Origin of the sequence: Paraburkholderia sp. J63 (assembly GCF_905220245.1) — a bacterium.
Taxonomy (GTDB): Bacteria; Pseudomonadota; Gammaproteobacteria; order Burkholderiales; family Burkholderiaceae; genus Paraburkholderia.
In genome coordinates, this window is record NZ_CAJMZF010000050.1 from 1 (window position 1) to 25,787 (window position 25,787).

A 25,787-nucleotide genomic window follows, 5' to 3' on the forward strand; every position below is an offset into this window, starting at 1 on the left:
GTATTCGGGCGCTTGCGCGCTTCGTCGTACATCCAGCGCAGCGTCGACTCGAACGGCGTGCGCTGCGAGTCCCCGACGATCGAGCGCAGCTTCGCGTTCGAGCCAACGAGTTGACGCACCTCGTTCGCACGCACGAAACGCTGATCGACCTTCACGTCGATCTCGTAGCCCGCGATGCGCGAGAGCATGGCGAGCACTTCGCCGAGCGTGCGGCCGGTGCCCGAGCAGACGTTGACCGTCTCGCCGCGCGGCGCCGCCGCGATAAGCTTCGCGTAGGCGTCCACGACGTCGCGCACATCGGAGAAGTCGCGGCTCACGTCGGTGTTGCCGAGCGAAATGGTTCGATCGCCGCGCGCGTAGTGCTCGACGATCTTGGGCAGCAGGAAGTCGGTGCTCTGGCCCACGCCGGTATAGTTGAACGGCCGCGCGATCACGATGGGCAACTGCGCATTCCAGCACTTCGCGAGGTATTCCATCGCGAGCTTGCTCACTGCGTAGTCGTTCGCGGGCTGTGGATCCACCGTTTCGTCGATGACACCGGAGGTTGCGTTGCCGTAGACATTCGCGCTGCTCGCGAGCAGCACGGCGCGCGGCACGTGGCGCTGGTGTGCGAGTGCGTCGAGCAGGTTGCGCGTGCCGACCACGTTGACGATATAGGTGCGGGCCACGTCGCCGTTGGCAACATTCGCCACGGCCGCGAGATGCACGACCACGTCGGGCTGGACCGTCTCCACCGCATGCGCGAGCGCCTGCGGATCGAGCAGGTCGGCGACGAGCGTGGTGGTGCCGCCCGGCACGCCGTCATCGCTCACGGGCTCGCCGGGGCGCGCGGTGCCCCAGACGCGATAGCCGTCCGCGGCGAGACGGGCGGCCATGTAGCGGCCCGTGAAGCCGCCCTCGCCGGTGATGAGCGCGCGGGGCGCGCGCTGGGCGTCTTCGGGGCGCTCAGAACGTGTCATGTCGTTCGTTGCGCGCGAGGTCGGCCGTAACCATCATCTGGCAGAGTTGTTCGAGCGAGGTCTGCGGCTCCCAGCCGAGCTTGCTGCGCGCCTTGTCTGCGTCGCCGATCAGCAGATCGACTTCGGCGGGGCGGTAAAAGCGCGGGCTCACGCGCACGAGCGTCTTGCCCGTGGAAATATCGACGGCGGTCTCGCGTTCGGCGCGGCCCGACCATTCGAGCTGGAAGCCGGCCGCGGCGAACGCCATCGTCACGAAGTCGCGCACGGTTTCGGTGCGGCCCGTGGCGAGTACGTAGGTGTCCGGATCATTGGCCTGCAGCATGCGCCACATGCCTTCCACGTATTCGGAGGCGTAGCCCCAGTCGCGCTTGGCGTCCATATTGCCGAGTTCGAGCACGCTTTGCTTGCCGAGCTTGATCTTCGCGACGGCGTCGGTGATCTTGCGCGTCACGAACTCGCGGCCGCGCAGCGGCGACTCGTGATTGAAGAGAATGCCGCTGGTCGCGAAGATGTCATAGGACTCGCGGTAGTTGACCGTGGACCAGTGCGCGAACAGCTTGGCAATGCCATACGGGCTGCGCGGGTAGAACGGGGTGTCTTCGCGCTGCGGCACAGCCTGAACCTTGCCGAACATTTCGGAGGTCGAAGCCTGGTAGTAGCGCGTTTTGGGGTTGACCACGCGAATGCCTTCGAGCAGATTCAGCGCGCCGATGCCGGTCACTTCGGCCGTGGTCACGGGCTGGTCGAACGAGACGCCCACAAAGCTTTGCGCGGCGAGGTTGTAGACCTCGCTGGCCTGCGAGCGCTCTAGCAGACGCAGCGTCGAGCCCGCGTCGGTGAGATCGTGCTCCACGAGTTCGAGCGAGGGATGATCGGTGACGCCGAGCTCGTTCATGCGCCAGAAGTTGACCGAGCTGGTGCGCCGGTAGGTGCCGACCACCTGATAGCCCTTGTCGAGCAGCAGCTTGGTCAGATACGCGCCGTCCTGGCCGGATACGCCGGTGATGATCGCTTTGCGTCGTTCGTTCATGTGTGAGTACCTTTGAAGTAGCGAACGTGGATTCGGAACCTGTTTATCGTGTCGAGATTCAGGACTGCGAAGTCGGGGTGCTCACGCGGGCGCGCACGGCATCGGCGGGCAGGGTCCGGTGGCTCGGGCCGCGCGTGAGACGTTTTTCGAGCAGGAACCAGCTAGCGCTCGCATAAACGAGCGTGATGGAGAGCGCGATGGCGGCGCTCACCGGGCGGCTGAAATGGAGCGGCCACACCGCGTAGAGAATCGTGAGGTGAATCAGATAGATCGTGTAGCTGATGGTGCCGATATAGACGAGCACCGGATGACTAAGCACACGTTTGACGAAGCCCTTCGATTGCAGCGCGTACACCACGATCGAGGTGCAGAGCACGAGCGAAACGCTATAGAGCAGCGCGTTCGAGAGCGGCGTGTTGGCAGCGCGAAAGCGCGGGTAATGCAGATGCAGCCACGCGAGCACGGCGAGCGCGGCAAAGAAGAAAATCGCCGCGGGCACCTTGAACGGTTCGAGCGCGTTGCGGTCGCGCCGCACGAGCACGGCGAGCAGCGCGCCCGAGGCGAGCAGGTCCATGCGGAACGGCGTGAGGTAATAAATGGGCCAGAACGAATCGAACCACGGCGTCGCGACGGCGCGCAGCACGGGCACGATCAGCACGAGCGCCGCGGCCACGACCGCGAGCGCACGTTCGGGAAGCAGCAGCACCACGAAGGGCCAGAAGATATAGAACTGTTCTTCGACGGCGAGCGACCAGAGGATGTTGAGGCTGTCATGGCCGCTCTGGCCCAGCGCGTCGCCGATGTTGGTCGCAAAGAACGCATACCAGGGCCAGTAATGCGCCCAGCCGAAGCCGAACAGCACCGACGAGACGATCATCAGCAGGATGTACGGCGGCAGGATGCGGCGCACGCGGCGTGCGTAGAAGTAGCTGAAATACGATTGCCCGCGCGCTTTACGCTCGAGCAGGATGCCGGTGATCAGAAAGCCGCTCAGCACGAAGAACAGGTCCACGCCCATCCACAACGGCGCCTTCAACGCGTGCTGCGCGAAAACGGCGAGCACGGCGAAGGCGCGCAGGCCGTCGAGCTGGACGATGCGGTGGGAAGGTTGGGGCGGGCTGGCTAGGCTGTTTACGGTCATCGGCTATCCGGTTGTTTCATGCATGCACAGGCCGGTTCATTCTAAAAAGAATTAAATGGTCAAAAAGCCGAAATATATTGGCGTGCGATTTTGAAAATGAAATCACCTGGATTGGCGCTGAATATGCATGTCACTATCGCGTCACTATTGCCGCGATTTCATTGCGGTCTCGCCGCTGTTTCGTTTCCGAAATCGGGACAAGATCGCGCCGTGGCCGCCGCACGGGCCTTTGCGCCGCGCGCGGCGATTTATTTCGCATCCGCAACGGTGAGCGTGGCGAATACTGAATTTTTTTGAATTATTTTCGCTTTTTGTGGGGCGATTTTTCTTCGTCAATGTACGGCATGATCCAGACGGATTCACCCGACCGGAGGAATTGCCTTGCCGTTTCCGATTCCCGACCGCCGTATGCGCAGGACGCTGGCGCTCGCTGCACTCAGTGCGTTCGTCTGCACCTCTTCGGTACAGACCATCGCCGCGCCGCAACTCAATGTGACGACATCGTGGATCGGCAACACCTATGGCAACGGCCAGGGCACGTGGACCCAGATCAATATCACCGCCATTGCGGTGACGCCCGATGGCAACGTCTACACGGACGCGCCCTGGGACGAGAGCGGCGCCGAGATCAGCACGTATCAAGACGGCAAGGTGCTCGGCTTTGCCGGCGGCACGCATGGCTGGGGCGGATACGGCGGCAACGCCGTGGCCGTGAACCACCGCTATCTGTACGCGGCCGTGGCCGTGGGCAATGAACGCGGGCATCTGGTCGGGCCCGGCATCTGGCCTGAAAAGGGGCGCCAGTGGTACGGCGTCACGCGCCGGCCGATCGACGACCCGAAGCGCGCGGCGGCCTTCCAGGCCTCGCCCGATGCGCTCAATCCGCACGCGCAGCTTGCGGGCGCGTTCCTCAAGATTGCCGATGTGCCGGCCGTTTCGCATCCCGACCTGGGCGCGCCTGCCGACGTGGGCGGACTTGCGGCCACCGATTCATTGCTCTATGTGAGCCACACCACGGCGAACCGCATCGAGGTCTACGACGCGAACTCGATGCAGCGCAAGTCGCAATTCGAGGTGCACGAGCCGGGCAAGATCGCCGTGGCGGGCGATGGCTCGCTATGGGTGATCACGGGCAGCGTGACCGATCAGGCGCCGCGCATCGCGCACTATTCGGCGGACGGCAAGCCGCTTTCGGCCACGATCGAACTGCCCGCCGACTCGGTGCCCGTGGACGTGAACGTGGACCCGCAGCAGCGCGTTCTGGTGGCCGACAACGGCCCGCGCCAGCAGATCCTCATCTACGCGCGCGAGGGCGGCGGCTACAAGCAGACAGGCACGCTGGGCGAGCGCGGCGGCATTTTCTCGGGCGTCGCGGGCAGGCCGGGCCCTGGCCGCTTCAACGGCCTGACCGGCGTGGGCAGCGACGCGAAGGGCAACATCTACGTGTCGACCAACGGCATCGGCCCGCGCCACGGCACGATCGGTGCGGGGCTGGGCGCTACGCTCGAAAGCTATTCGCCCGACGGCAAGCGTCTTTGGAACGTTGAAGGACTGCTGTTCGTGGATGGCGCGTGGATGGATCCGTCGCGGCCCAATAGCGTTTACACCGGCAACAAGCGTTTCGAGCTCGATCTTTCGAAGCCGCCGGGGCAGGACTGGAAATACGTAGGGTTCCTCTCCAATCGCTTCAAGTATCCGCAGGACCCCGTGTTCAACGGCGACATGTGGCCCGGCCTGCCCACCGCGCGCGAGCTGAACGGTCACACGTTCCTCTATCTCACCGACATGTACGCGGATCACCTGAAGATCTATCGCTTCGATCCGCAGCACAACGGCGAGACCGCGATTCCCTCGGGCTTTATCGCAGGCCGCGCGCGGCCCGTGGAGCACGTTCCGAATGCGCCGCCGGGCGGCGACTGGATCTGGCGCGACAGCAACGGCAACGGCGGATTCGACGCCGGCGAATTCACGAAGTACCCGGGTCCCGGCCATCTGGCCGGCGGCTGGGGTTGGTGGATCGACACGCGCGGCGACATCTGGCGCGCGCGCGACAACAAGGGCATCACGCGCTTTCGTTTCGGCGGCCTCGACGCGAAGGGCAACCCGATCTACGCCTACGACAAGGCCGACCAGTACGCGATCCCCGCGCCGTTTACCGAGGTGCATCGCGCGATCTACGAGCCGCAGACCGACACGCTCTACGTGACGGGCTATACCGCCGAGGCGCCGCACGATCCGGGCTTCGTGAAAGAGGCGGGCCGCGTGCTCGTGCGCTACGACAAGTGGTCGAGCGGCAACCCGCAGCAGCGCTATCTGCTGCACCTGCCCTGGGACCCCAAGGCGAAGCCGCCGGTGACGCCCGCGGGCGTCACCGTGGAAGGGCAGTACCTGTTCGTGGTGGAGCCCGCGGGCTTCGTCCACGTGTACGACAAGGACAGCGCGAAGGAGATCGGCACGTTCGGCCCTGGCGCTGCAGTCGGCAATACCTCGGGCTGGGTGGACGTGCCCTTCGGCATTACCGCACACCGCCTGCCCAATGGCGAATACCTGATCTTCGTTGAAGAAGACGCGCGCGGCAAAGTGACGATGTACCGCTGGAAGCCGGCCTGACGCCCGCTCGATGCCCGCTTGATGAAGCACTAAGGATTCCTCAAAGGAACCGTACTGCCGCACCGCACGCTACCGGAACACCTATGGACAAAGGCATACTGCGCAACGTCGCAATCAATCTGTTTGGCCTCGTGCTGCCGACCTTCGTGTCGCTGGTCACGGTGCCCACCTACATCAAGCTGCTGGGCGTCGACCGCTACGGCGTGATCGCGCTTGTCTGGACGCTGATCGGCTATTTCAGCGTGCTCGATCTGGGCATGAGCATGGCCGCGCAGAATCATATTTCGAAGGCCTACGCATCGAAGGACGCCGAAGCGTGCGAGCGCGTGTTCTGGAGCGCGTTCTGGCTGAACTTCACCACCGGTGCGATTGGCGGCCTGCTGATCTACTCGGGTGGCGCGCTCTACACCGCGTACTTCACGCACGTGACGCCCGAGTTGCGTCACGAGGTCTATCTCGCGCTGCCGTGGCTCGCCGTGGCGATTCCCATCGCCAACGTCTCGTGGGTGTTCGCGGGCGCCATCAACGGCGCGGAGCGCTTCGGCATCTACAACACGAACCAGACGCTCGGCACGTTCCTGTTCCAGTTGCTGCCGCTTGCCGCCGCGTGGGCGATCGCGCCGAACCTGCAGACGGTGCTGGCCGCCGCCGTGCTCGCGCGCCTCATCGCGGGCGTGCTGCTCGGTCACTCGGCGCTGCGCGTGCTCGGCATCAAGCACGTGCGCGGGCCGCGCTTCGACACCTCGAAGGCGCTGTTCAACTTCGGCGGCTGGATGCTGGTCGCGAGCGTGACCACGATGGTGGCCGACTCGCTCGACCGCATGATGCTGGGCGCGGGCCTGGGCGCGCGCTTCGTCACCTATTACACGGTGCCGCAGAATCTCGTGACGCGCCTGAACATGGTGCCCAACGCGCTCGTGCGCACGCTGTTCCCGCGCCTTTCCGCGCTGCACCGCGAGCACGCCGACGAGATCGCGGCACAGTCGCTGCAGTTTCTCAATGCGGTCTTTACCCCTGTGGCGATTGGCGCGATCGTGGTGCTCGAACCGTTCCTGCGCGCGTGGGTAGGCCCCGTGATCGCGGGCCACGGCGCGCCGGTGGGCCGCTTCCTGATCATTGCCGTGTGGCTGATCGGGCAGGCCGGCGTCACCCGCATCCTGATCCAGTCGCAGAACAATCCCGCCGCCGCGGCGCGCGTGGGACTCGTCGAGCTGCCGCTCTACGCGGGCCTGCTCTGGTTCGGTATCTCGCGCTTCGGGTTGCCTGGCGCCGCGGCCGCCGTGCTGTTCCGCGCGCTCTTCGACTATGTCGTGCTGCTCTGGCTCTCGCGCATTCATAGCCGCACGATCGTGGTGGACATGTTCGCACACCTGAGCTTTCTCGCCGCCGCGCTCGCCATCGCATGGTGGCTCCCCGACGCGATCTATGCGATCGGCGCGGGCGTCGTGCTGGCCGTGGCGAACTGCGTGTGGTCGGTGGCGACCACGCCGCTGCTGCGCGGCTACGCCCGTTCCCTTCTGTTTCGCCTGAACCTACGGAAAAGCGCATGAGTCACGAATTGATCGACGAAGTGGCGCCGTCCGAAAGCGCCGCCGCGCCCGCCCCAAGGCGCGATATTCACGCCAATGCCCGCAGCGAGTCCACGGTGAGCGCATTGCGGCCACTGCAGGATGCGCGCGCCGCGCGTACCGCGAACCGCAAGCCGCGCGTGGCCATCGTGCACGACTGGCTCGTCACCTACGCGGGCGCCGAGCGCGTGCTCGAGCAGATCATCGACTGCTTTCCCGACGCCGACTTGTTCTCGGTCGTCGATTTCGTCGAGGACAAGGACCGCAAGTTCCTGCGCGGCAAACGCGCGACGACCTCGTTCATCCAGCGTCTGCCGAAAGCGCGCACGAAGTACCGCGCGTATCTGCCGTTCATGCCGCTCGCCATCGAGCAACTGGACGTTTCGGACTACGACGTGGTTATTTCGAGCTCGCATGCGGTGGCCAAAGGCGTGCTGACCGGTCCCGACCAGTTTCACATCAGCTACGTGCATTCGCCGATCCGCTACGCGTGGGATCTCCAGCACCAGTATCTGCAGGAGTCGCATCTCACGCGCGGGCCGAAGTCGATGCTCGCGCGGCTGATTCTCCACTACATCCGCAACTGGGACGTGCGCACGGCCAACTCGGTCGATCAGTTCGTGGCGAATTCGTCGTTTATCGCGCGGCGCATTCACAAGGTTTATCAGCGCGAGGCCGAGGTGGTGTATCCGCCCGTCGACGTCGATGCGTTCGAACTCGAGACGCGCAAGGAAAACTTCTATCTGACCGCTTCGCGGCTCGTGCCGTACAAGAAGATCGACCTCATCGTCGAGGCGTTTTCGCGTATGCCGGAGAAGCGCCTCGTGGTGATCGGCGACGGTCCCGACATGCAGAAGGTGCGCGCGAAGGCCGGGCCGAACGTCGAGGTCATGGGGTATCAGCCGTTCCCGGTGCTGCACGATCGCATGCGCCGGGCGAAGGCCTTCGTGTTCGCGGCCGAGGAGGACTTCGGTATCTCGGTCGTGGAAGCGCAGGCGTGCGGCACGCCCGTGATCGCCTATGGCAAGGGCGGTGCGCTCGAAACGGTGCGCGATTCGGGTTCGCGGCCCACGGGGCTCTTCTTCGAGGAGCAGCGCGCCGAGGCCATCGTCGCGGCGGTCGAGTCGTTCGAGCGCGATCCGGGGCGCTTTCGCGCCGAGGATTGCCGCGCGAATGCGGAGTACTTTTCCGCAGCGCATTTCCGCGAGCAGTTCTTTGCGCGCGTGGCGCGGGCCGTGCCCGCGATCGCCGAGGCCGGGCTGCCGCGTGTGAGTGTGCCTCAAGCGTCCGACGTAGACGACGATGGCGGCAGCGCGCTGACGCAGGATGCGCAGCAAAACGCGCCTCGTGTGCTGGCGATCGACCAGAGCGGCGTACTGGGCGGCGCGGAGCTTTCGCTGCTCGAAGTGGTGAAGGGTCTGCGCGCACGCATCGAAGTGCTGTTGTTCAACGACGGGCCGTTTCGCGAGGCGCTCGACGCCGCGGGCGCACGCGTGGAAGTGCTCGATTCGGGCGCATTGCGCAACGTGCGCCGCGACGGCGGCGCCGTGCCGAAGCTGGGCGTGCTCGCGGGCATTGCCGCGCTCGTGCGCGAGACGCGCCGCCGCGCGCGCGGCGCCGACGTGCTCTACGCCAATACACAGCGCGCGATGGTGATCGGCGTGCTCGCGGGCAAGCTCGCGCGCAAGCCCGTGGTCTGGCATCTGCGCGACATCGTGAGCGACGAGCACTTCGGGCGCGTGCAGCGTGCCGTCATCAAGGGCTGCGCGAAGCTCGGCCTCGCGCATGTGATTGCAAACTCGCACGCCTCGGCGCAGGTCTTCGCCGATCTCACGAAATTCGATTCGCGACGCATCGACGTCGTGCACAACGGCGTGGACGAGTCGCCGTTCCGTGCGCTCGCGCGCGTGCCGCAGGCGCAACTGCGCGCGCAGATCGGTCTGCCTCAGGACGCGTTTCTGGTCGGCGCGTTCAGCCGCCTCGCGCGCTGGAAGGGGCAGCATGTGCTGCTCGAAGCGCTGTTGCACGAGCCGCGCGCGCATGCCGTGTTCGTGGGCGCGCCCTTGTTTGGTGAGGATGCCTATGCACAGGAGCTGCACGAATTCGTGGCGGCGCGCGGTCTCGCGGATCGTGTTCATTTCCTTGGCTTCCGGCACGATATTGCGGCCTGCATGCGTGCGATGGATGTGATCGCGCATACCTCCATTACGCCGGAGCCGTTCGGGCGCGTGGTGGTGGAGGGCATGCTCGCGCAGCGGCCCGTGGTGGCCTCGCGCGACGGCGGAGTGAAGGAGATTGTCGAGCATGGCAAGAGCGGGCTGCTCTGCACGCCGGGCGACGCACAGGAACTCGCGAAGACGCTGGCCACGCTCTGCGATGACGAGACACTGCGCGAGCGGCTCGCGCAAAACGGACTTGCCGTGGCGCGCGAGCGCTTCGGCAAGGAGCAATACGTGGAAGCGGTCGGGCGCGTGCTCGATGGCGTCGTGACGCGCGCACGATAGGACGCCAGGGTTCAGGGAGAAGCGGGAGGCCGTTGAAGCAGGACGGGGGGAGCGGGGCCGCATTTGCGGCCCCGCTTTTTTACGCATCGGGCTGAAGCGTGAGTGTCGGCCTGACGATGTGCCGCCAAAAAAAGCCGCTAGATAGCGGCTCAAAATCATGAAGTGTCAGTGTCGATAAGCGCGATCTAGTCGCCCCGATCGTCCATCAGGCAACCCGCTTGCGCAGGCGCGCGGCCACATTGAGCGCCGGCAGTTCGAAGAGCCGATAGAAGACCCACGCGACGGGCAGCACGGCGAGCGTGAAGCCGAACGATGCCCAGATCGAAGTCTGCAGGGCCGAGCGGAACAGGAACGAGCCGAGCAGCACGAAAAGCGGCAGATGGATCAGGTAGAGCGAATAGCTGAACGCGCCGAGCTTCGAGAACGCCTGCATGATCACGCCGCCCGCTGGGGCAGGTTGTGCAAGCGCCTTCACGAGATAGCAGGCGAAGGCACAGGCCCAGAGCTGGAACGCGCCATATTGGCCGAAGTGGAACGCCACGCAGCCCGCCACGGCGAGGAGGGCCGCGGCCACCCAGGCGTAGCGAAAGCCCTCCGAGCCGCGCAGACGCGCTTCGGCAATCCACGCGCCGAGCATCCACGAGAACCAGTACGACGTGAAGAGAACGACGTCGTGGCGCGCGAGCGTGAGCGCCGAAATCACGTTGATAGCGGCGATGCCCACGAGCACCGCATTGAGTCCGAGGCGGCGGCGCATGGCGAAAAGCAGCGGATAGAGCAGGTAGAACTGCACTTCGAGCGAGAGCGTCCACAGCGCGCCATTCGAGCCGTAGGTCGGGCCCGCCACGCCTTGCAGCGAAAGCAGGTTGACGAGGAACGCACGCGGGCCGATGTCGAGAATCTTGTGGCTCACCGGCGTCATCGTGAGGCTGAACGAATCGGCGACGAAGGTGAGCGCGAGCGCGGCGAGCAGCACGGGATAGATCCGCACGAAGCGGCGCAGCCAGAACTGTCCGGCGTCGAGCCGGAAATCGGGGTTCTTCAGCAGCCGCGCGGCGCCGCTGCGGTGAATGCAATAGCCGCTGATGACGAAAAAGATCGGTACGCCCGCGGAACCCCACGCCACGGGCAGTGTGAGCCACGCGGCGATCGTGCCGGGGTTCGCGAGGCTCGCGTGGGCTTGATGGAAGGCGCCCATGCCGATCCACGTGACCTGGCGGCAATGGAAATACGCCACCAGCAGGGCAGCGAAGCCGCGCAGCGCGTCGATCAGGTGATCGCCGGCGACGGCTGCAACAGGCCGCGCGGCCACGGGCATGCTGGTTGCTGGCGGCAGAACGGTTTCGAGTGCGGGATCGCTCATTGATTGATTGGGCATGCGTGATGGCGGGAGGCTACCTGGCGATCATAGGGGCCTCGCGCGGGGAAATTATCCAAAAGTTTTTCAAAAAGTATTCCGGGAAATGGTTGATAACCACGTCGAAATCGAGAAATAAAACCTTGTAACGCGAAAGCGATTTATTTGCGCGATTTGAAATGCTAATTTGATGGGGATCGCCTAAGGTCGATGGAGATTTCGATGAACCTGCATTTGCTGGCCGGCATTGCCGTGCTGTTGATTCTCGTCGCGGTGTCGGCGTATCGCGAAGCGCTGCGCAATGAGCCTATCCGGCGCTCGCGCACGCAATCGGGCGGCTTGCCGCCCGCCGACGAAGTCGAGTAAACTGCGCGGTCATGCAATATTCGCCATTGCGCCGCGATTGCAAGCCAGCTTGAAACCGGATTGAAACTGCTTGCTTGCCGATCGAAACCGGATCAGGAAATTCATGCCGATTATTCGGGGTGCATGGCAATCAATCAGCAATAATTTCCACTGGTCTGCTTGACCGTCGCAACCGGAATTTCGTCGCTTTTTTGCTGTACCAGACGGACCCGACCCTTTTGAAAATAAAAAACGGCCCAACAGAACCCTCGGGGACGCCGGCTTGCCTTGCTGCGAGACCGTTACTCAAACGATCGAACTGGGAATGAACATCATGCTCAAAGTTACCAAAGCGGTATTTCCTGTTGCGGGCCTCGGTACGCGCTTTTTGCCCGCTACCAAGGCCAGCCCCAAGGAAATGCTGCCGATCGTCGACAAGCCGCTCATTCAGTATGCGGTGGAAGAGGCGATCGCTGCGGGAATCACCGAAATGATTTTCGTGACCGGCCGTAGCAAACGCGCGATCGAAGATCACTTCGACAAATCGTACGAGATCGAAGCCGAGCTCGAAGCGCGCAACAAGCAGAAGCTGCTCGATCTCGTACGCAGCATCAAGCCGAGCAACGTGGACTGCTTCTACGTGCGCCAGGCCGAAGCACTGGGTCTCGGCCATGCGGTGATGTGCGCCGAAAAGCTCGTGGGCGGCGCACCGTTCGCCGTCATTCTCGCCGACGACCTGCTCTATAGCCCCAAGCCGGTCATGAAGCAGCTCGTGGATACCTTCAACCACTATCACAGCTCGGTGGTGGGCGTGGAGGCGATCGCGCGCGAAAACAGCGCTTCGTATGGCATCGTGGATGGCCGCGAGTGGGAAGAGGACGTGTTCAAGCTCTCGGGCATCGTCGAGAAGCCCGCGCCGGAAGTCGCGCCGTCGAATCTCGGCGTGGTCGGCCGCTATGTGCTGATGCCGACGATCTTCAATCATCTGCGTGCGCTCAAGCCGGGCGCGGGCGGCGAGCTTCAGCTCACCGACGCGCTGCAATCGCTGCTCACGGAAGAGCAGGTGCTTGCGTATCGCTACATGGGCACGCGCTTCGATTGCGGCAGCAAGATTGGCTATTTGAAGGCCACCGTTGAATTCGCGCTTCGCCATCCCGAGGTGAAGGACGAATTCGAGGCCTATCTGCAGAACCATCTGCCGCAGGCGCTGGCCGCGGCAGCCTGACGTTAGCTATCCTTATGAAAGCACGCTGTGCGCTTTGGCGCGTAGCGTGCTTTTTTCTTTTGCTCACACCGCACTAAAAAACACAAAAACACGCTCTCCGGCCGGGCTGCGAGGAAATGCCACATCAGCACGCAGGGCTCAACGCATATAAGATGCAAATAAAATGCATCTATTTGCCGGAGAGCGGATATGAATCTGTACCAGATCGGTGAGCCGCCCGCGCGCGCCGGACGCGGCTTCGCGCTATGGGCGCTCGGCTTTCGCCCGTTCTATCTGGGCGGCTCGCTCTTCGGCATGGCGGCCATGCTGGCGTGGCTGGCCGAACTCGACGGGCATCCGCTGCCGCGTCTCCACCCGTATTTGCCGGGCGCGCTGTGGCATGCCCACGAAATGATCTTCGGATTCGCCGCCGCGATCGTGGCGGGCTTCCTGCTGACCGCGGTGCGCGCATGGACCTCCGTCACGCCCGCGCAGGGCAGGTCGCTCGCGGCCTTGTGGCTGTTGTGGCTCGCCGGGCGCGCGGCCGTGGGCTACGCGCCGCCGGCTGTCGCCATTATCGTCGACGTCGCGTTCCTGCCCGTGTGCGCGCTCGTGCTGCTGCGCGTGCTCGTGCACGCGAAGAACCGCCACAACATCTTTCTGCCCGTCGCGTTGGGGCTGCTCGCGCTGACCAATATCGTCTTTCATCTGGCCGCCATTATGGGCCGTCCCGACTGGGCCTTGCACAGCGCATACGTGGCGGTCGGTCTGCTGGTGCTGTTCGTGACGGTCATCGGCGGACGCATCATTCCGTCCTTTACCGTCAACGCCGTTCCGGGGTTTACATATCGGCGCTGGCGCTTCGTGGAGGCGGCCGTGCTGCCGTTGACCGCGCTCGCGTTCGTGCTCGACGGCTTCGGCGCGCCTGGCCCCGTGCTCGCCATTGCCGCTGCGCTCGCCGCATGCGCACAAGGCCTGCGGCTCTACGGCTGGCGGTCGTGGCGCGTCGGCAATCGTCCCATCCTCGCGATCCTGCACGTCGCCTATGCGTGGATACCGCTCGGCTTCGCGATGCTCTCGCTCGCGGCGATGGGCTTCGTCGCGCATTCGCTCGCGATTCATGCGTTCACGGTGGGCGCGGTCGGTTGCGCGATCGTCGCGATGATCACGCGCACGGCGCGCGGCCATACGGGACGGCCGCTAGTCGCGGGACGCGCGGAATTGGCCAGCTACGGCCTGCTCGTGCTCGCCGCGCTCATGCGTGTGCTCGTGCCGGTGCTCTGGCCGCAGCAGACACTGGTGGCGATCGATGTTTCGGGCGCTTGCTGGGTTGTTGCGTTTGTCGTGTATTGCGGGCGTTATGCCGGGTGGCTCTGGAGTCCTCGGCTCGATGGTAAGGAAGGCTAAGGGAAATATCTAAGTAAAGAAGTTGCAGTCGCTGGGCGGTGATGTGCAGCGCTCGATTCGATAATTACGGTCGCCTCGATGGCCGTGATGCGGCATCCGGAGACGTGGGCACGCGGCATGCTTGGCCGACCTCTTTCGCATGCGCGTCGCACATGCGTTCGGTTGGCCTGAGGCAATGCTCGGTGCATTGGTATCTTCGGCATGGAAAGGCTGCGGCGCGGGCCAGCAGACGTGCCAGCGGAAGCACTACGCACGCCAGGCCATCGTCGAATCGCGCGACGCGAGGAACTCGCATAATCGCTTGTGTGTCCGAACGCGAACGGTTAGGTGCTCATCGAGGAGATCCCGTCATGACCAGGCGTCCCGAATCCAATCCCAGCGCCCAACCCGGCGCGCAACCCAGTGCACAGTCCACCGCACAGCCCGGCGCAGGCAATGAACATCCAGTGCCCGCCGGTGCGCAATGCGTCGGCGCGTGCGACCCCACGGAACATTTCAACGTCATTGTGATACTGCGCCGCCAGTCCGAGCCCGCGTTTCGCGAACTGGTCGAGCGGATCGCGTCGGGCGCGCCCGGCGCGCAGCCGATCACGCGCGAGCAATACGAGCAGCGCTTCGGCGCCGCCGCCGCCGACATCGGGCGAGTGGAAGCGTTCGCTAAAACTCACGGCCTGGCGGTCGTGAAGGCCGATCCCGCTGCGCACCGCGTGGTGCTCTCCGGGACCGTGCAGCAGTTCAACGCGGCATTCGGCGTGGACCTGCAGCGCTTCGAGCATCAGGTCGGCAAGCTCAAGCAGCATTTTCGCCAGCCCACCGGCCCCGTGCGTTTGCCCACCGACCTGCAAGGGGTGATCACCGCGGTCGTCGGCCTCGACAGCCGCGCCAAGGTGCAACCGCATTTCCGCATTGAACCGAAACCGCCCGCGACCACCCCGGAGCAAGCCGGGCAGCCGCCTGCCACGGCTGGCGGGTCCGGTGGCGCCGTGCGTCCGCCTATCCGCGCCGCGCGCGCGGTGAGCCGTTCGTTCACGCCGCTGCAGGTCGCCGAGCTCTACGATTTTCCGGCCGGTGATGGCAAGGGCCAATGCATCGCGCTCATCGAAATGGGCGGCGGCTACGCGCAGTCGGACCTCGATGCCTATTTCAGCGCGCTGGGCGTTTCGCCGCCGCGCGTGGAGGCCGTCTCGGTCGATCAGGCCAGCAACGCGCCGAGCGGCGACCCGAACGGCCCCGACGGCGAGGTCACGCTCGACGTCGAGATCGCCGGTGCGCTCGCGCCCGCGGCGCTGATCGCCGTCTACTTCGCGCCCAACAGCGAAGCCGGTTTCGTCGACGCCGTGAGCGCGGCCCTGCACGACAGCCAGCGCAAGCCATCGGTCATTTCGATCAGCTGGGGCGCGCCCGAATCCGTATGGTCGCAGCAGACGCTGGGCGCGCTCAACGACGCGCTGCAGACGGCCGTGGCGCTGGGCGTGACGGTGTGCTGTGCATCGGGCGACAGCGGCTCGTCGGACGGTGTGGGCGACGGCGCCGATCATGTCGACTTTCCCGCGTCCAGTCCCTACGCGCTCGGCTGCGGCGGCACCCAGCTCACCGGGGCCAATGGCAAGATCACGCGCGAGACGGTATGGAACAGCGGCGAGAACGGCGCGACCGGCGGCGGCGTGAGCGCGACGTTCGCGCTGCCGGCCTGGCAGAAGGGCTTGAAGGTCGCGCGCGGCAAGGGCGCCGCGGGTGCGCTCGCGAAGCGCGGCGTGCCCGACGTGGCCGCCGACGCCGATCCGTCCACGGGCTACGAGGTGCATATCGGCGGGACCGATACCGTGGTGGGCGGCACGAGCGCCGTCGCGCCGCTATGGGCCGCGCTGATCGCGCGGATCAACGCGAACAGCGGCAAGGCGGCGGGCTTTGCCAACGCGAAGCTCTATGCGCAGCCGGGCGCGTTCAACGACGTCACGAGCGGCAACAACGGCGACTACTCGGCCGCGTCCGGCTGGGACGCCTGCACGGGCCTCGGCACGCCGGTGGGCACCAAGGTGGCAGCCGCGCTTGGCTCGGCGTAGGATCGGAAACCAGCGCACTGAACGGCGCATCGTGTGGCCGTGTGACGTAGCGCGGTGCGCGTTCAGAAGTTCAGAAGTTTTCCTGGTTTCCAGAGCGAAACTATCGACGCATACCACGGCAGCAAGGAGACGATATGAACGAAGAGGCTCAGTCCAACGGCGGCAAGGGCAAGGCCGCGGCGGGCGGCAATGGCAAGCATCGCAGCCCGAACGACCAGCCGTGCTTCGATCCCACCGCTTACGGCAACGGTCCCGACGACTTCGTGACCGACATGACCGAGAACGCCGCCATCACGCATCATGCGATCCAGATCGGCGGCGAGGCGATTGCCTATACCGCGACCGCGGGCCATCTCGTCACCGTCGACCCGAGCAGCTCGCAGCCGAACGCGAAGATCTTCTACGTGGCGTTCACGAAAGACGGCGTGCAGGCCCAGGACCGTCCCGTCACGTTCTTCTACAACGGCGGCCCCGGCTCCTCCTCGGTGTTCGTGCTGCTTGGCTCGTTCGCGCCCAAGCGCATCAAGACCTCCATGCCGGGCTTCACGCCGCCCGCGCCGTATGCGCTCGAAGACAACCCGGACAGCCTGCTCGACAAGAGCGACCTGGTCTTCATCAATCCGGTGGGTACGGGCTATTCGGCGGCCATCGCGCCGCATCACAACCGCGACTTCTGGGGCGTGGACCAGGACGCCGACTCGCTCAAGCAGTTCATCAAGCGCTACCTGAGCGCCAACGATCGCTGGAATTCTCCGAAGTTTCTTTACGGAGAATCGTATGGCACGGCGCGCAGCTGCGTGCTCGCGTATCGTCTTCACGAAGACGGCGTGGACCTGAACGGCATCACCTTGCAGTCCTCGATCCTCGACTACACGCAAAGCGGCAACCCCGTGGGCGCGCTGCCCACGGCGGCCGCCGACGCGTGGTATCACCAGCGGCTGGGCGTGAAGCCGGCGCCCAAGGACCTGCAGACGTTCGCGGCCCAGGTGGCGCAGTTCGCGCGCACGGACTACCGGGTCGCGCTGGAAAAATTCCCCGATCCGAAAAATCCGGCGATTCCCGCTACGCTCAAGAAACTTTCGCAATTCACGGGCATCGACACGCAGACTCTCGAATCCTGGAACCTCGACATTGCCGCCTACGACAGCCGCGGCAACTCGCTGTTCCTCACCACGCTGCTCAAGGACAAGGGCGTGGCGCTCGGGTCGTACGACGGCCGCGTGACCGCGATCGACACGGGTATTGCGGGCAACATCGACCCGAATTCGGGCGGCAACGACCCCACCATGACCGCGGTGAGCGGCGTGTACACGGCCATGTGGAACAGCTATCTGAACGAGACGCTCAAGTTCCGCACCAACTCGTCGTTCACGGACCTCAACGACCAGGCGTTCCAGAACTGGAACTTCAGCCATATCGACCCGACGGGCGCGCAAAAGGGCATCGACGCACAGGGCAACATCGTGCTTTACACGGCAGGCGACCTTGCGGCCGTGATGGCGCTGAATCCGGATTTGCGCGTGCTTTCGGCAAACGGCTACTACGATTTCGTGACGCCGTTCTACCAGACCGTGATCGATCTGCAGCAGATGCCGCTCGTCGACCAGAAGGTACGTAACAACCTGAGCGCGCGCTTCTACCCGTCGGGACACATGGTGTATCTCGATGGCGCTTCGCGCACGGCGCTCAAGGCCGATGTCGCGAAGCTCTACCAGACCGCGGTGGCGGACCGTCCAGCGGTCGCGCGCATTCGCGCGCTGCAGCGCATGAGCACGATGAGCGCGATGCACCACTGAAGGCGCTGCGCGTTCCGCCATGCCGCGAATGCCGCGGCGCAAGCGTGGTGCGGGGGCCGCTAGTCCACGCGCCCTCGCGCCATGGCCGCGAGGCACGTGCGCGCATCGCCCTGCACGATGCGCGCCGCGCACGCGATCATGAGATTCTTCGACAGCCCGAAATCCTCCACGAGAAAACCGCGCTCGCAGAGCCGGCCCTGTGCGCCCGGTTGCGAAGGCACGCGCTCGACCAGCGTGCCGGCATCGGCCGTGTAGGCCCAGATTTCCTTGCCCAACGCGGCAGCAAAGCCGATCTCGAACGCCGTGCCCGAGTCGGGCTCGCCCGGGCCGCGAAAATCGTCGACGTTGGCCATCACGATGTCCGCGCTGCGAATGGCGTCGATATTGGCGCGGTAGATCCACGCGGCCTGGCGCGGACCGTCGAGGTCCGCGGGCACTTGGACGTCCAGCGGGTAAAGACCCTCGAAACCGGATTCGCCGCATGCGGCGACGAGTTGTGCGCCGTATTCGAGCGCGTCGGGGCGAAACACGTCGAAGCCCGCGAGATAGACGCGCGGGCGACGGGGCGGGGCGGCATGAGTCATGGCGTGCGCTCCTCCATGCGATGTATCCGATACGAAACTCGATAGACGATTCTAGCCCGGCGCCGGACTCGCGCGCAGATTCGGCTTGGCTTACAAAATATTGACAGCGCCGATTGCGTACCGCTACGATTATGCGCCTTGCATGTGACGCGCACCGGACTGGCGCAGGCATTTTTTTCACCCACTACATTTCATTCGAAGTCCAGAGCAATTTACGCGTGCATCGCGTGGGCGTGCGCAGGCGGATTGCACTTTCTCGCAACGGCCTTCGCGAGCTAACATCGCTACACGAATAGAAACGAATATCGGGCATGGGGGGAGCGGGTCATGAAGCGACTCAAGCGCGTGGCGAAGGTAGCGTGTTCGGTGTTGCGTACAGGTCTGGCCGGCGCGGCAACGCTCGCGCTGTCGTTGTTACTGACGCAACCGGCTCGCGCACAGGTCGCGCAGCCCACGCTCGAGAAGATCCGCGCCGCGAACATGATTGCGATCGGCTATCGCGAGACCTCCGTGCCGTTTTCGTATCTCGATGCGAACGGCAATGTGACCGGCTTTTCGCAGGACATCTGCAATCATGTTGTCGATGCCGTAAAAGCGCAGACGCATCGCCCGAATCTGCGGGTGCGCTTCATTCCCGTGACCTCGCAGAACCGCATTCCGCTCGTGCAGAACGGCACCGTCGATCTCGAATGCGGCGTCACCACCAATCTCCAGGCGCGTCACAGCCAGGTGACGTTTTCCGATACCTTCTTCGTCGCGAGCACGCGCCTTTTGACGCGCAAGGATTCGGGCATCCACGATTTCAAGGATCTGGTGGGCAAGACCGTGCTCACCAATCAGGGCACCACGTCCGAGCGCATCCTGCGCCGCATGAATCTGGAAAAGCATATGAACATGCAGGTGATCAGCGCGAAGGACTATCGCCAGGGGCGCGAGATACTTGAATCGGGCCGGGCGGTCGCGTACATGATGGACGACGTGCTGCTCGCGGGCGCGCGCTCGCTGACCGCGCATCCGTCCGACTGGGTGATCGTCGGCACGCCGCAATCCTGGGAGGCCTATGCATTCATGCTGCGCAACGGCGATCCGGCTTTCCGCAAGCTCGTGAACGATACGATGAACGGCCTCATGAAAAGCGGCCAGATCGACGCGCTTTATACGAAATGGTTCGAACAGCCGGTGCCGCCCAGGGGCGTGAATTTCCATTTCCCGATGAGCGATGCGTTGCGCGCGCTCTACGCGGCGCCGAACGACAGCGCGCTCGATTGACTGCGTGGTTGCCCAGTGCTGTCCTCGCGCTGGCCCGCTTGCCGCTGCCGCGCGCGTAATGGAGGGCTTTGCCGTTCCCCGCGCGGACGTGAGATGATTCCGGTCCCGGCGCGCGCGGGTCGTGCGCGTCGTCAAGCCCAGATTGGCAAGGTGCCGTGCTGAATCGCCATGGCCCATGCGCGCGGCGAATCAATAAACGGGAGCTCAGATGCAGGAAGCAGGCAACACGGTAGTGATCGTCGGGGCAGGGCACGCGGGCGGCAACGCGGCGGCGCTGTTGCGGCAGTATGGTTTCGAGGGGCGCGTCGTGCTGGTGGGCGACGAGCCGGTGCCGCCCTATCATCGTCCGCCGCTGAGCAAGGCCTACCTGAAGGGCGAGGCGGATCTCGAGCGGCTCTGGCTCAAGCCGCGCCAGTTCTACGACGATCAGCGCATCGAGCTGAAGCTCGGCGCGAGCGCGCAGGCGCTCGACTGCGCGAGCCATACGCTCGCGCTCAGCGACGGGACGGCGCTGCACTACAGCAAACTCATTCTGGCGACCGGTTCGACGCCGCGCGCGCTGACCTTGCCGGGACACGACCTCGCGGGCATCGTGGCCTTGCGCTCGCTCGCCGACGCCGACGTGCTGCGCGAGCGCGTGAAGCCCGGCGAGCGGCTCGTGGTGATCGGCGCGGGCTACATCGGCCTGGAGGCCGCGGCCGCCGCTCGTCAACTGGGGCACGAGGTGACGGTGCTCGAGGCCGCGCCGCGCGTGCTGGGGCGCGTGACGGGCGAGACCGTTTCCACCTTCTACGAGAATCTGCATCGTGCGCAGGGCGTCGATTTACGCCTGAACGCGAAGATCGAGGCGTTCGTGGGCGAGCACGGCAAGCTCACGGGCGTGCAGCTCGCGGGCGGCGAAATCGTGCCGGCCACGCTCGCGCTGGTCGGCATCGGCATTACGCCGAACGTCGCGCTCGCGCAGGAAGCGGGCATCGCTTGCGTGAACGGCATTGAGGTCGATGAGGACGCGCGCACCTCGGACCCGGACGTGTTCGCCATTGGCGACTGCGCGAGCCGGCCGCTTGCGCACTACAGCCGCACGGGGCGTCTGGAGAGCGTGCATAACGCGGTCGAGCAGGCGAAGCTGGCCGCTTCGGCCATTGTCGGGAAGCCGCGGCCCGCGTGCGACGCACCGTGGTTCTGGTCCGATCAGTACGATCTCAAGCTGCAGACGGTGGGCCTGCACGAGGGCTACGACGAAACCGTCGTGCGTGGCGACCCGGCCGCGCGCCGCTTCGCTGTTTACTACCTGAAAAGAGGCACATTGCTGGCGGTCGATGCGGTGAGTTCGATGCCGGACTTCCTGTGCGGCAAGAAGCTCGTGGGCTCGGGCAAGCCGCTCGACGTGGCCGCGCTGCGCGATCCGGGTACGGATCTCGGCAAGTTCGCGGCGGCGGCGCTGGCGTAACGCAATCGCCGCTCGCATGGCGGGACTGGCGATCTGGCGATGTCTTGATCTGCGTGGCAGCGCGCGAGGGTGGCGCTGCACTATCATCGGGCGCGGTGGCGCCGGGCGGCTTGCCCGGCGGCACCGCTTCGAATCCGGTAGCCACGCAAACAAGATCCCACGGTGCATATGCACGATCATCCCGAATCGCGCCCGCTTCCCGAAAATTCCGGGGTTTCCGAAGTTTCCGGGGTTTCCGAAGTTTCCGGGGTTTCCGATAGTCAACGCGGGCTCCACGCCGCCGCTTTCGCGCCCCTGAACGCACCGCGCCTCGCCGGCCCCGAGGGCATTCGATACGACTTCAACTATGGATGCCGCGTGCTGTTGCCGGTGGCGGGCTGGCGCGTGCGCATGTACGACCTCGATACGAAGAACCTCGTCTTCGACGCCGTGCCTGCGGCCGGCGAGATCGCGGCGAGCCGCCGTAAATATTTCGTGCGTTTCCGCCTGGAAGTGCTCGACGGCGCCCGGCTGGTTTTCTCCCATGTGTTCGACGCCGCGCAAAAGCACGTATGGGTGACGATCGGCTCGGGCGCATTGGGCGATGCGATCGCCTGGGTGCCGGCGATCGATTCCTTCCGGCAACGGCACGGCTGTTCGGTGACCGTGCAGATGCGGCCATGGCTCCATGCGCTCTTCGAAGCCGGCTATCCGGCGCTGCGTTTCGTATCGGAAATGCCGGAGATTTCTGGCGCCGCGCACGATGACGGCGAGCCCATCTACGCAACCTACCGCGTGGGCTGCTTTTCCCCGTATGCCGACCGCGACCATCAGCCCACCGATCCACGCATGAGCAGCTTGCAGGACTTCGCCTCCTACATGCTGGGCGTGCCGGCGGTGGAGCGGCGCACCAACGTAGTCGTGGCCGACCGCTCGCGCGTGGTGGCGCAGCCCTATGTGTGCATCGCAGCACAGGCGTTGGCGCAGTGCAAATACTGGAACCATCCCGATGGCTGGCGCGTGCTGGTCGCACACCTGAAGGCACGCGGCTATCGCGTGCTGTGCATCGACCGCGATCGCGAATATGGGCCGCCCGGCGCGCCGAACACGATGCCGGAAGGCGCCGAGGACTATACGGGCCCGCGTCCACTGCAGGAACGCGCGAGCCTGCTCGCGCATGCGGACTTCTTCGTCGGGCTGGGCAGTGGGCTGTCCTGGCTCGCATGGGCGGTGGGGGTGCCCGTCGTGCTGATCAGTGGCTTTTCGCATCCGAAAGCCGAGTTCCATACGCCGTGGCGCGTGATCAATTTTCACGCCTGCAATAGCTGCTACAACGACACCACGGTCGAGTTCGACGGCGACTTCGGCTGGTGTCCGCGCCATGCGGGCGACGCGCTGCGCTACCAGTGCACGACGGCAATCACGGCGGGCCAGGTGATACGCGTCGTGGACGAGCTGATCGCGGCACGCGGCACAACAGGAGCGGTCGTCTCGTGACTCTCGGATAAAATGCAGGCGCGCGCCGCTACGGCGGCGCAATTCGAGGAGATCGACGCGATGGAACAACGCTCCCGTTTCGGCGCGAGCCTGCTGCCTTATCTGCTGGTCGGCCCGCAGCTCGCGGTCACGGCCGTGTTCTTTCTCTGGCCCGCGGGCGTCGCGCTCCTGCAGTCCACTCAGGCCGAAGACGCCTTCGGCACCTCGTCGGAATTCGTCGGCTTCGCAAATTTCGCGCATCTCTTCACCGACCCGCTGTATCTGGACTCCATCAAGACGACGCTGGTCTTTGCCGCGCTCGTGACCGTGTGCGGGCTCGTGATCTCGCTCGTGCTCGCCGCCATGGCGCATCACGTCACGCGCGGCAAGCGCTTTTACCAGACCTTCCTGATCTGGCCGTACGCGGTGGCGCCCGTTATTGCGGCGGTGCTCTGGGGCTTTCTGTTCAATCCGAGCATCGGCCTCGTGACTTATGCGCTCGCGCGCGTGCATGTCATCTGGAATCACGCGCTCAATCCGGGGCAGGCCATGACGCTCGTGGTGATTGCGTCCGTATGGCAGCAGATCAGCTACAACTTTCTGTTTTTCTACGCGGGGCTGCAGGCCATTCCGCAGTCGCTCTTCGAGGCCGCGGCCATCGACGGCGCGGGCCCGGTGCGGCGCTTTTTCGGCATTGCCTTGCCGCTGCTTTCGCCAACGAGCTTCTTTCTGCTCGTCGTGAACGTGGTCTATGCGCTCTTCGACACCTTCCCCGTGATCGACGCGGCAACGGGCGGCGGCCCGGGGCAGGCCACGCGCACGCTCGTCTACAAGATCTTCGACGAAGGATTTCGCGGGCTCGATATCGGCAGCTCGGGGGCGCAGTCGGTGGTGTTGATGCTGCTCGTTACGGCACTCACGATCTTCCAGTTCCGCTTCATCGAACGGCGTGTTCAGTATTAAGGGTTACTGATCAATGATCGAGAACCGCAAATACTTCAATCTCTTTTGCCACGCGATGCTGCTGCTCGGCGTGGCCGTCGTGGCGTTTCCCGTCTATGTCGCGTTCTGCGCGGCGACGATGAACGAGCAGGAGGTGTTCTCGGTGCCGCTTTCGCTCGTGCCCAGCACGCATCTGTTCGCGAACGCGGCAACGGTCTGGAACGTGGGCACGGGCAATGCCGCGAGCCCGTTCGGCACGATGCTGCTCAACAGCGTCATCACGGCGCTGGTGATCTCGGTGGGCAAGATCGCCATTTCCATCATTTCGGCCTATGCGATCGTGTTCTTCCGCTTTCCGTTTCGGCGCCTCTCGTTCTGGCTGATCTTCGTGACGCTGATGCTGCCCGTAGAAGTGCGCATTTTCCCCACCGTGCAGGTTGCGGCCACGCTGCATCTGACCAACACCTATGCGGGCCTCACGCTGCCGCTGATCGCCTCGGCCACCGCGACGTTTCTCTTTCGCCAGTTCTTTCTCACGTTGCCCAACGAATTGATCGAGGCGGCGCGCATCGACGGCGCGGGACCGCTGCGCTTCTTCTGGGACGTGGTGCTGCCGCTTTCGAAAACGAATATCGCGTCGCTCTTCGTCATTACGTTCATTTACGGCTGGAACCAGTACCTGTGGCCGCTGCTCATGTCGAGCACGGCGCCCATGACCACGGCCGTCGTCGGCATCAAGAGCATGATTTCAAGCGGCGACGCGGCCACGCAATGGCATCTCGTGATGTGCGCGACGATGATCGCGATGCTGCCGCCGCTCGTCGTGGTGCTGGCGATGCAGCGCTGGTTCGTGCGCGGGCTCGTGGATGTGGAGAAGTGACCGGTGACGATGAACGGCAAGCGCCACGCGCGCACAACGAAAGAACGAACGCACGGAAGGGAGACGGCATGGCGGCATTGAGCATGCGTGGCGTGACGAAGTCGTACGATGGGACGCAGCGGGTGCTGCACGGCATCGACGTGGATGTGGCGGACGGCGAATTCATGGTGCTCGTGGGGCCCTCCGGCTGCGGAAAATCCACGCTGCTGCGCATGGTGGCGGGGCTCGAAAGCGTGAGCTCGGGCGAGATCGCCATTGGCGGCAAGGTAGTCAATCGCATGGAGCCGAAAGACCGCGACATTGCGATGGTGTTTCAGAACTACGCGCTGTATCCGCACATGACGGTGGCGCGCAACATGGGTTACAGCCTCAGGTTGCAGGGGCTCGATCGCCGCGAGATCGACGCCCGCGTGGCCGCGGCGGCCGGGATTCTGGAGCTCGGCGCGCTGCTCGAACGCAGGCCGCGCGAGCTGTCGGGCGGCCAGCGCCAGCGCGTGGCGATGGGGCGCGCGATCGTGCGCGAGCCTTCGGTGTTCCTCTTTGACGAGCCGCTTTCGAATCTCGATGCGAAGCTGCGCGTGCAGATGCGTCTCGAGATCCAGCGGCTGCATGCGCGCCTGCGCACGACGAGTCTCTATGTCACGCACGACCAGATCGAGGCGATGACGCTCGCGCAGCGCGTGATGGTGCTCAACGCTGGGCGTGCCGAGCAGATCGGCACGCCCAGTGAGATCTATGACCGGCCCGCGTCGATGTTCGTGGCGAGCTTCATCGGCTCGCCGGCCATGAACCTGCTGCGCGGCCGCGTGAGCGCGGACGGCCAGCGCTTCGAGACGGCGGGCATGGGGCCGCAACTGGCCTTGCCGATGGAGCAGCTTCCGGCCGCGCTGCGCGTGGCGTTGCAGCCGGGACGCGAATGCGTGCTGGGCGTGCGTCCCGAGCACATGCAGGGCAACGGCGGCACGCAGACGGAGGCGGGCGAAGCGGCCTCCCTCGAAGTCGAAACCTGCGAGCTGCTGGGCGCCGACAATCTCGCGCACGGCCGCTGGGGCGGCAACGACGTGGTCGTGCGCCTGCCGCACGAGATACGCCCCGCGCGCGGCGAGCGCATTGCCGTACGCCTGCCGGCCGCGCGCCTGCATTTCTTCGATCCCGCCGCGGGAACGCGCCTCGGCTGAGCGCCCAATGTCGTAACATGTCGCTTCGGGCCGGCGTGCAAGCCG

20 protein-coding genes are annotated in these 25,787 nt (G+C 65.0%); 15 read left to right on the forward strand and 5 right to left on the reverse strand.

Annotated features, from left to right (window positions below):
• From U5775_RS33450 to U5775_RS33460, 3 genes are all read right to left on the reverse strand, one after another.
• Positions 1-959: NAD-dependent epimerase/dehydratase family protein (locus U5775_RS33450; RefSeq protein WP_322062411.1), on the reverse strand; the 959-nt coding region annotated here is incomplete at its 3' end.
• Positions 946-1,989: a GDP-mannose 4,6-dehydratase gene (gene gmd / locus U5775_RS33455; RefSeq protein ID WP_322062412.1), complete on the reverse strand. Its 1,044-nt coding sequence runs from the start codon at positions 1,987-1,989 to the stop codon at positions 946-948. The genes U5775_RS33450 and gmd, both read right to left, overlap by 14 nt.
• Before the next feature lie 58 nt (positions 1,990-2,047).
• A complete protein-coding gene (locus U5775_RS33460) occupies positions 2,048-3,130 on the reverse strand; it encodes an acyltransferase (protein WP_322062413.1) in 1,083 nt (360 codons plus the stop codon).
• Between the two features lie 96 nt (positions 3,131-3,226).
• Here U5775_RS33460 and U5775_RS33465 point away from each other — a divergent pair, with 96 nt between their 5' ends.
• From U5775_RS33465 to U5775_RS33480, 4 genes are all read left to right on the forward strand, one after another.
• Positions 3,227-3,427 (forward strand): hypothetical protein, encoded by a 201-nt coding sequence (locus U5775_RS33465; protein ID WP_322062414.1) that lies wholly within the window; start codon positions 3,227-3,229, stop codon positions 3,425-3,427.
• A gap of 111 nt (positions 3,428-3,538) precedes the next feature.
• A complete protein-coding gene (locus U5775_RS33470; RefSeq protein ID WP_322062447.1) occupies positions 3,539-5,740 on the forward strand; it encodes a hypothetical protein in 2,202 nt (733 codons plus the stop codon).
• An 83-nt stretch (positions 5,741-5,823) separates the two neighbouring features.
• Entirely contained in the window at positions 5,824-7,290 is a 1,467-nt protein-coding gene (locus U5775_RS33475) for a flippase (RefSeq protein ID WP_322062415.1), read from the forward strand.
• On the forward strand, positions 7,287-9,812 hold the full coding sequence (locus tag U5775_RS33480; protein WP_322062416.1) for a glycosyltransferase family 4 protein: 2,526 nt from the start codon (positions 7,287-7,289) through the stop codon (positions 9,810-9,812). The genes U5775_RS33475 and U5775_RS33480 overlap by 4 nt, the downstream gene beginning before the upstream one ends.
• Positions 9,813-10,017: 205 nt before the next feature.
• Here U5775_RS33480 and U5775_RS33485 read toward each other — a convergent pair whose 3' ends face one another.
• Entirely contained in the window at positions 10,018-11,175 is a 1,158-nt protein-coding gene (locus U5775_RS33485) for an acyltransferase (RefSeq protein ID WP_322062417.1), read from the reverse strand.
• A gap of 216 nt (positions 11,176-11,391) precedes the next feature.
• On the opposite strand from U5775_RS33485, the gene U5775_RS33490 reads away from it, so the two are divergent.
• The 5 genes from U5775_RS33490 to U5775_RS33510 all read left to right on the forward strand — a co-directional run bounded on the left by U5775_RS33490 (position 11,392) and on the right by U5775_RS33510 (position 17,984).
• Entirely contained in the window at positions 11,392-11,535 is a 144-nt protein-coding gene (locus U5775_RS33490; protein WP_238462334.1) for a hypothetical protein, read from the forward strand.
• 313 nt (positions 11,536-11,848) lie between these two features.
• Positions 11,849-12,739, forward strand: coding sequence for a UTP--glucose-1-phosphate uridylyltransferase GalU (gene galU / locus U5775_RS33495; protein ID WP_322062418.1), 891 nt, complete (start codon positions 11,849-11,851; stop codon positions 12,737-12,739).
• 189 nt (positions 12,740-12,928) lie between these two features.
• On the forward strand, positions 12,929-14,125 hold the full coding sequence (locus U5775_RS33500; protein ID WP_322062419.1) for an NnrS family protein: 1,197 nt from the start codon (positions 12,929-12,931) through the stop codon (positions 14,123-14,125).
• 350 nt (positions 14,126-14,475) lie between these two features.
• Positions 14,476-16,188: a S53 family peptidase gene (locus tag U5775_RS33505; RefSeq protein ID WP_322062420.1), complete on the forward strand. Its 1,713-nt coding sequence runs from the start codon at positions 14,476-14,478 to the stop codon at positions 16,186-16,188.
• A 134-nt stretch (positions 16,189-16,322) separates the two neighbouring features.
• Complete coding sequence (locus U5775_RS33510) at positions 16,323-17,984, forward strand: S10 family serine carboxypeptidase-like protein (RefSeq protein ID WP_322062421.1); 1,662 nt, start codon at positions 16,323-16,325, stop codon at positions 17,982-17,984.
• A 59-nt stretch (positions 17,985-18,043) separates the two neighbouring features.
• On the opposite strand, the gene U5775_RS33515 is transcribed toward U5775_RS33510, so the two are convergent.
• Positions 18,044-18,568 (reverse strand): nucleoside 2-deoxyribosyltransferase, encoded by a 525-nt coding sequence (locus U5775_RS33515; protein WP_322062422.1) that lies wholly within the window; start codon positions 18,566-18,568, stop codon positions 18,044-18,046.
• Positions 18,569-18,895: 327 nt separating this feature from the next.
• Between U5775_RS33515 and U5775_RS33520 the strand changes: the two genes are divergently transcribed.
• The 6 genes from U5775_RS33520 to U5775_RS33545 all read left to right on the forward strand — a co-directional run bounded on the left by U5775_RS33520 (position 18,896) and on the right by U5775_RS33545 (position 25,742).
• The gene (locus U5775_RS33520; protein WP_322062423.1) at positions 18,896-19,837 is read left to right on the forward strand and encodes a transporter substrate-binding domain-containing protein; all 942 of its coding nucleotides are present in this window, start codon (positions 18,896-18,898) and stop codon (positions 19,835-19,837) included.
• A 208-nt stretch (positions 19,838-20,045) separates the two neighbouring features.
• Positions 20,046-21,287 carry an NAD(P)/FAD-dependent oxidoreductase gene (locus U5775_RS33525; protein ID WP_322062424.1) on the forward strand — a complete coding sequence of 414 codons (1,242 nt, stop codon included), beginning with the start codon at positions 20,046-20,048 and terminating at the stop codon, positions 21,285-21,287.
• A gap of 168 nt (positions 21,288-21,455) precedes the next feature.
• A complete protein-coding gene (locus U5775_RS33530; protein ID WP_322062425.1) occupies positions 21,456-22,763 on the forward strand; it encodes an autotransporter strand-loop-strand O-heptosyltransferase in 1,308 nt (435 codons plus the stop codon).
• A 60-nt stretch (positions 22,764-22,823) separates the two neighbouring features.
• Positions 22,824-23,705, forward strand: coding sequence for a sn-glycerol-3-phosphate ABC transporter permease UgpA (gene ugpA, locus U5775_RS33535; RefSeq protein ID WP_322062426.1), 882 nt, complete (start codon positions 22,824-22,826; stop codon positions 23,703-23,705).
• 13 nt (positions 23,706-23,718) lie between these two features.
• Positions 23,719-24,564 (forward strand): sn-glycerol-3-phosphate ABC transporter permease UgpE, encoded by an 846-nt coding sequence (gene ugpE, locus U5775_RS33540; RefSeq protein WP_322062427.1) that lies wholly within the window; start codon positions 23,719-23,721, stop codon positions 24,562-24,564.
• A gap of 68 nt (positions 24,565-24,632) precedes the next feature.
• Positions 24,633-25,742 (forward strand): sn-glycerol-3-phosphate import ATP-binding protein UgpC, encoded by a 1,110-nt coding sequence (locus U5775_RS33545; protein ID WP_322062428.1) that lies wholly within the window; start codon positions 24,633-24,635, stop codon positions 25,740-25,742.
• The last annotated feature ends 45 nt before the right edge of the window (positions 25,743-25,787 follow it).

Bases quoted from the DNA above. Each gene is read 5' to 3' on its own strand.
- gmd (WP_322062412.1), bottom strand. From the start codon at position 1,989: ATGAACGAACGACGCAAAGCGATCATCACCGGCGTATCCGGCCAGGAC.
- U5775_RS33460 (WP_322062413.1), bottom strand. From the start codon at position 3,130: ATGACCGTAAACAGCCTAGCCAGCCCGCCCCAACCTTCCCACCGCATC.
- U5775_RS33465 (WP_322062414.1), top strand. From the start codon at position 3,227: ATGAAATCACCTGGATTGGCGCTGAATATGCATGTCACTATCGCGTCA.
- U5775_RS33470 (WP_322062447.1), top strand. From the start codon at position 3,539: ATGCGCAGGACGCTGGCGCTCGCTGCACTCAGTGCGTTCGTCTGCACC.
- U5775_RS33475 (WP_322062415.1), top strand. From the start codon at position 5,824: ATGGACAAAGGCATACTGCGCAACGTCGCAATCAATCTGTTTGGCCTC.
- U5775_RS33480 (WP_322062416.1), top strand. From the start codon at position 7,287: ATGAGTCACGAATTGATCGACGAAGTGGCGCCGTCCGAAAGCGCCGCC.
- U5775_RS33485 (WP_322062417.1), bottom strand. From the start codon at position 11,175: ATGAGCGATCCCGCACTCGAAACCGTTCTGCCGCCAGCAACCAGCATG.
- U5775_RS33490 (WP_238462334.1), top strand. From the start codon at position 11,392: ATGAACCTGCATTTGCTGGCCGGCATTGCCGTGCTGTTGATTCTCGTC.
- galU (WP_322062418.1), top strand. From the start codon at position 11,849: ATGCTCAAAGTTACCAAAGCGGTATTTCCTGTTGCGGGCCTCGGTACG.
- U5775_RS33500 (WP_322062419.1), top strand. From the start codon at position 12,929: ATGAATCTGTACCAGATCGGTGAGCCGCCCGCGCGCGCCGGACGCGGC.
- U5775_RS33505 (WP_322062420.1), top strand. From the start codon at position 14,476: ATGACCAGGCGTCCCGAATCCAATCCCAGCGCCCAACCCGGCGCGCAA.
- U5775_RS33510 (WP_322062421.1), top strand. From the start codon at position 16,323: ATGAACGAAGAGGCTCAGTCCAACGGCGGCAAGGGCAAGGCCGCGGCG.
- U5775_RS33515 (WP_322062422.1), bottom strand. From the start codon at position 18,568: ATGACTCATGCCGCCCCGCCCCGTCGCCCGCGCGTCTATCTCGCGGGC.
- U5775_RS33520 (WP_322062423.1), top strand. From the start codon at position 18,896: ATGAAGCGACTCAAGCGCGTGGCGAAGGTAGCGTGTTCGGTGTTGCGT.
- U5775_RS33525 (WP_322062424.1), top strand. From the start codon at position 20,046: ATGCAGGAAGCAGGCAACACGGTAGTGATCGTCGGGGCAGGGCACGCG.
- U5775_RS33530 (WP_322062425.1), top strand. From the start codon at position 21,456: ATGCACGATCATCCCGAATCGCGCCCGCTTCCCGAAAATTCCGGGGTT.
- ugpA (WP_322062426.1), top strand. From the start codon at position 22,824: ATGGAACAACGCTCCCGTTTCGGCGCGAGCCTGCTGCCTTATCTGCTG.
- ugpE (WP_322062427.1), top strand. From the start codon at position 23,719: ATGATCGAGAACCGCAAATACTTCAATCTCTTTTGCCACGCGATGCTG.
- U5775_RS33545 (WP_322062428.1), top strand. From the start codon at position 24,633: ATGGCGGCATTGAGCATGCGTGGCGTGACGAAGTCGTACGATGGGACG.